This is a genomic window from Halogeometricum sp. CBA1124, from assembly GCF_009741955.1.
Classification (GTDB): Archaea; Halobacteriota; Halobacteria; order Halobacteriales; family Haloferacaceae; genus Halogeometricum; species Halogeometricum rufum.
Genome location: NZ_WPCD01000253.1, coordinates 1 through 4,561, shown reverse-complemented (window position 1 = coordinate 4,561; position 4,561 = coordinate 1). Strand labels below are relative to the sequence as shown.

The following is a 4,561-nucleotide window of genomic DNA, read 5'->3' as shown; positions in this document are numbered from 1 at the left end:
GGCGTCTCGACGAACGACCAGCCCGACTCCTCGGGTCCGAGCGACGGCACGAACGAGAACGACCGCCTGTTCGACGCCCTCGACGAGGCGGGCGTGCGCATCGCCACGGGTAACCCCGCCGTCGGCTACGAGTCCGACGACGGCGAAATCGAGGCAGTGTACGTGGACCGACAGGGTAAGCGCGTCCCCTACCACGCCGAGCAGTTCGTCCTCGCGACGGGCGGACTGGTCGCAAGGGCATCGACTCCGACCGCGAGAGCGTCACCGAACCCGTCTTCGACTGTCACGTCCCGCACCCCGACGACCGGTACGACTGGTCGGAGTCGGCGGCGTTCGGCGACCACGCGTTCGCGCGGTTCGGCGTCGTCCCCGACGAGGAACTGCGACCCACCACGGCGGGTGGCGAACCACACTTTTCGAATCTCCGCGCCGCGGGCGGCGTCGTCGGCGGTGCCGACGTGGCGCGCGAACACTCCGCGAGCGGTGTCTCGCTGGCGACGGCGGCCGTCGCGGGCGGCCGCGCGGGGGAGGAAGCCTGACCACATGAGCGACGCAGAGAACCCAACGAACCCGACCCCAGACGAACAGAGCGACTTCGAACCGGTGCAGGTGTTCGACGACGAGACGGAGATGGACCTCCGCCCCGGCGCGGACAACTGCTACAAGTGTACCTCCTGCGACACGTCCTGTCCGGTCGCGGAGGTGAACGACGACTTCCCCGGCCCGAAGTTCCAGGGCCCCGAACAGTGGCGGCTGAAGCGCAAGGACGACCAGGACATCGACGACTCCATCATGTCGTGTTCGAACTGCATGCGCTGTGACGACGCGTGTCCGTCGAGCGTCCCCCTGAGCCAGATGCACAACACCGCCCGCGGGGAGTACGTCGACGAGCAGATGGACAAGCTCTCCCGGGAGTACATCCGGAACAGGATTCTCGCGAACTACCGCCTCTCGGCCGAGTTCGCGAGTAAGGTGCCGCGACTGGCGAACTTCGTGATGGGCAACTCCCTCGTGCAGACGCTGTACGAGAAGACGCTCGGCATCACCGCCGAACGCGAGTTCCCCGAGTTCGCACAGCAGACGTTCCGCGAGTGGTGGGCCGAACGCGGCGGCGCGCAGGTGTCCTCGGAGGACAAGCGCATCGCGTACTTCCACGGCTGTTACTCGAACTACAACACGCCCGAGGTGGCGAAAGCGCTCGTCCGCGTCTACGAGGAGTTCGGCTACGAGATAGCCGTCCCGAGACAGCGCTGTTCGGGCACACCGATGTTCGCCAACGGCATGCTCGACGACGCCGGACGCGCCGCGGAGGTGAACGTCTCGGAGTTCTCGGACCTCATCGACGAGGGGTACGACGTGGTTGCGTCCTGTACCTCCTGTTCGATGTCGCTCAAGCAGGAGTACCCCGAACTGTTCGAGTTCCACGGCACCGCCGAAGTCGCCGCCCACACCTACGAGGCGATGGAGTACCTCCGCATCCACGAGGACCTCGAATCGGAACTGGAGAGCGCCTCCGTCGAGGAGCAGTCGTTCGCCTACCACGCGCCGTGTCACGCCCGGAACCAGGGGCTCGACCGGCAGGCGGTCGAACTGTTCCGCGAACTCGACGGCGTCACCATCGAGGACGTGGGCGACTCCTGCTCGGGCATCTCGGGGACGTACGGCTGGAAGGAGGAGAAGTACGAGACCTCGATGAAGATCGGCGAGGAGATGTTCGACCACATGAGCCACGCCGAGGGGAACGTCGGCATGACCGAGTGTCCGACCTGTTCGATGCAGATGGAACACGGTACCGGCTACGACATCAAACACCCCCTCCAACTACTCGAAGAGGCGCTGGTCTGAGCGACGCGCCGCCGGTCGACGGGCGCGTCGCCGTCCGCCTCGCCCGCCGACTCAGGCTTCCAGTTCGATTCTGAGCGCGGTCGGTTTCCCGGAGTTGCCGCGGCCCGCGTTCACCACGAGTTCGATGGCGTCAAGGTAGCCTCGTAGTTGTCGGCCCACCCGCTCCCGGTGTCGAAGACGATGTACTTCACCTCTTCTGAGGCGTAGTCTATCTCCTCGTCGGCGCCGTAGCCGTAGTCCTGCTTCCAGTTCACCGTCCCCGACTGCAGGTCCTGCAGCGTCGGCTGGCCGTAGAATCCGAACACGCCCGCCTTCGCCGCGTCGAAAACCGTCAGCTGGTTCGTCCCCGGTTCAGTCGACCACTCCACCCACTCGTCCGCGGGAGCCATGAGGTTCCGCGAGAGGTACGGTTCCAGCGTCAGTCTGTAGCCGTACCACGACGCCGTGTCGTCGACGCCGTCGGGTTCGGTGTAGACGTTGACGTAGATGTTCGGCGCGTTGCTCCCGTCGACCGGAGCGCCCACCTTCTTCGTGTGATACGTGAGCGACTGGATGTCTCCCACCGTGAAGACCCGAGCTTCAACGGTTTCGCCGTCGGGGAGAGGTAGAACTGGAGCTTGTCGCTCCCCGCCGCCCCGTCCGCGTCGTCACCGGTCGTGAACCACGACCCGCGCTTCGAGTACGCCTCGTCCGTCGTCGGGAACGCCCGCGCCGCGAGCGCGTCCGCGTCCTTCGACCGGAGTACCACCTTCCGCGGCGCGCCGTCCGGTTTCGCTCCGGCGACGCCCACCGCCGACACCGTCGCCGCCGCCCCGATTCCCGCGAGGAACGTCCGTCTCGTCGTCCGACCCTGACTGCGTGTGTTGCGACGCATGCCGTCGTGTCGGCGACGAGAGGGGATTAGTAGTCTGCGCGAACGGGGAGACTGTGCGGCGAAACGGACCGTTAATCCGGACCGTCGACGGGGGCGTCTCAGCGGCGGACCACGTCCTCGTCCGTCGGTCCCGCGCCGCCGAACTCCGCCACGAGCGCGTCCAACCGCTCGGGGTCGTCCGCGCCGGGGAGTCGCTCCTCGGCGGTCCGGCAGTCGGCCTCACGCCGAGTTTCTCGCAGACGCGGTCCGCCGTCGTCTCGGCCATCTGTCGGTACGTCGTCAGCTTCCCGCCGACGATGCTCGTGAGGTTGTCGACGCCGTCGGCGGCGTGGTCGATGCAGAAGAAGCCCCGGGAGATGCCGCGCGCGCTCGCGGGAGTCCTCGTCCGGCGCGTACAGGGGCGGACCCCCCACCACGTCCGGACGTGGTCGGCGTCGCGGACGGCCGGCAGCATCTCCGAACAGGCCTCGACCATCGCCTCGACCTCCCACTCGGACTCGTCGTAGTCGTCCGGGTCGTCTATCTCGACGCTCGTCGTCCCCAACACGACTTCCCTGTCGTGCGGGACGATGATGTCGCCGTCCGCCGGGTCGCGGGCGCGGTTGAGTGCCGGACCGAGTCCGTCGTACCGGACGGAGACCATCACGCCCTTCGTCGGGCGCATCTCGACGTCGACGCCGGCCATCGCGCCGAGCTGTCCCGCCCACGCCCCGGCGGCGTTGACGACCTGTTCGGCGACGACGGTGTCGCCCACCGACCCGCCGACGTCGACGCCGACCACCTCGCCGTCCGCGACGCGCACGCCCTCGACGGGCGCGTCCGTCAGAATCGTCGCGCCGTGGTCGCGGGCGTCCGCGGCGTTGGCCGCGAGGAGGCGCGAGGGGTAGACGACGCCGTCGGGCACCTTCATCGCCCGTTCGACGTCCTCGGAGAGGCCCGGCACCTCGGCCCGCGCCTCGTCGCCGGACAGCGTCTCCGCGGGGATGCCTATCTCCTCGCAGGCCGCCCGCTTCGCCTCGAAGTAGTCGGGGTCGTCCGCCGGGAGTTGCAGGAACAGGCCGCCCGAGTCGCGGATGCAGTCGCCGGCTATCTCCCGCAGGATTCGGTTCTCCTCGATGCACTCGCGCGCGCCCACGGCGTCGGCCTCGGCGTATCGGGCACCGCTGTGGAGCAAGCCGTGCGACCGGCCGGACGTGCCGGACGCGAGGCCGCCGCGTTCGACGAGCGTCACGTCCACGCCGCGAAGCGCCAAGTCGCGGGCGATACCCGTCCCCGTCGCGCCGCCGCCGACCACCAGCACCTCGGTATCGTGTGTCATCGGTAGAGGTTGGTCCGAACACCTATGGATGTAACGCCGCGGCGCCCTCGCGGCGCGCTCACCTGTCTAGAACGGCGACGTTCCGAAACATGAATACTAAGAAACATTTATCATAGTTCTTGCGGTCTGTTAACACGTTCGCCGCGTGGCGGTGGCGTCAGCGGTAGGTACCGACCCTGCCGAAACCGGAGCTGGTGTGACATGACAGAAGGAACGTATATCGGAGCGGTAGACCAGGGGACGACGGGTACCCGCTTCATGGTATTCGACCACGGCGGGCAAGTCGTCACGAACGCGTATCGAAAGCACGAACAGATATATCCCGAACCGGGGTGGGTCGAACACGACCCCGAGGAGATATGGGACAACACGCAGGCGGTGATGCACGACGCTCTCGAAGAGGCCGGCGGCGACGCCGAGCAGTTGGAGGCCATCGGCATCACCAACCAGCGCGAGACCACCCCTCATCTGGGACCGCGAGACGGGCAAGCAATCGCCAACGCCATCGTCTGGACAGGACCGAC

At 67.4% G+C, this 4,561-nt stretch carries 4 protein-coding genes and 2 pseudogenes; 4 read left to right on the top strand and 2 right to left on the bottom strand.

Annotation, left to right across the window (positions count from 1 at the left end; all coding sequences use genetic code 11):
• A pseudogene (locus GJ632_RS19695) lies at positions 1-539 on the top strand (FAD-binding protein); the annotation flags it as partial.
• Positions 540-543: 4 nt separating this feature from the next.
• Positions 544-1,845 (top strand): anaerobic glycerol-3-phosphate dehydrogenase subunit C, encoded by a 1,302-nt coding sequence (locus GJ632_RS19690; RefSeq protein WP_089806884.1) that lies wholly within the window; start codon positions 544-546, stop codon positions 1,843-1,845.
• A gap of 110 nt (positions 1,846-1,955) precedes the next feature.
• Here GJ632_RS19690 and GJ632_RS22515 read toward each other — a convergent pair whose 3' ends face one another.
• Positions 1,956-2,408, bottom strand: coding sequence for a hypothetical protein (locus GJ632_RS22515; RefSeq protein ID WP_197428104.1), 453 nt, complete (start codon positions 2,406-2,408; stop codon positions 1,956-1,958).
• 54 nt (positions 2,409-2,462) lie between these two features.
• On the opposite strand from GJ632_RS22515, the gene GJ632_RS19685 reads away from it, so the two are divergent.
• On the top strand, positions 2,463-2,699 hold the full coding sequence (locus GJ632_RS19685; protein ID WP_191453826.1) for a hypothetical protein: 237 nt from the start codon (positions 2,463-2,465) through the stop codon (positions 2,697-2,699).
• Positions 2,700-2,817: 118 nt separating this feature from the next.
• On the opposite strand, the pseudogene GJ632_RS19680 reads toward GJ632_RS19685, so the two are convergent.
• Positions 2,818-4,037, bottom strand: a pseudogene (locus GJ632_RS19680) (FAD-dependent oxidoreductase).
• Between the two features lie 201 nt (positions 4,038-4,238).
• On the opposite strand from GJ632_RS19680, the gene GJ632_RS19675 reads away from it, so the two are divergent.
• On the top strand, positions 4,239-4,561 hold a 323-nt coding region (locus tag GJ632_RS19675), incomplete at its 3' end, for an FGGY family carbohydrate kinase (RefSeq protein ID WP_255473615.1).

What these genes read in the sequence shown, in the direction of transcription:
- GJ632_RS19690 (WP_089806884.1), top strand. Translation starts at nt 544, where the DNA reads ATGAGCGACGCAGAGAACCCAACGAACCCGACCCCAGACGAACAGAGC.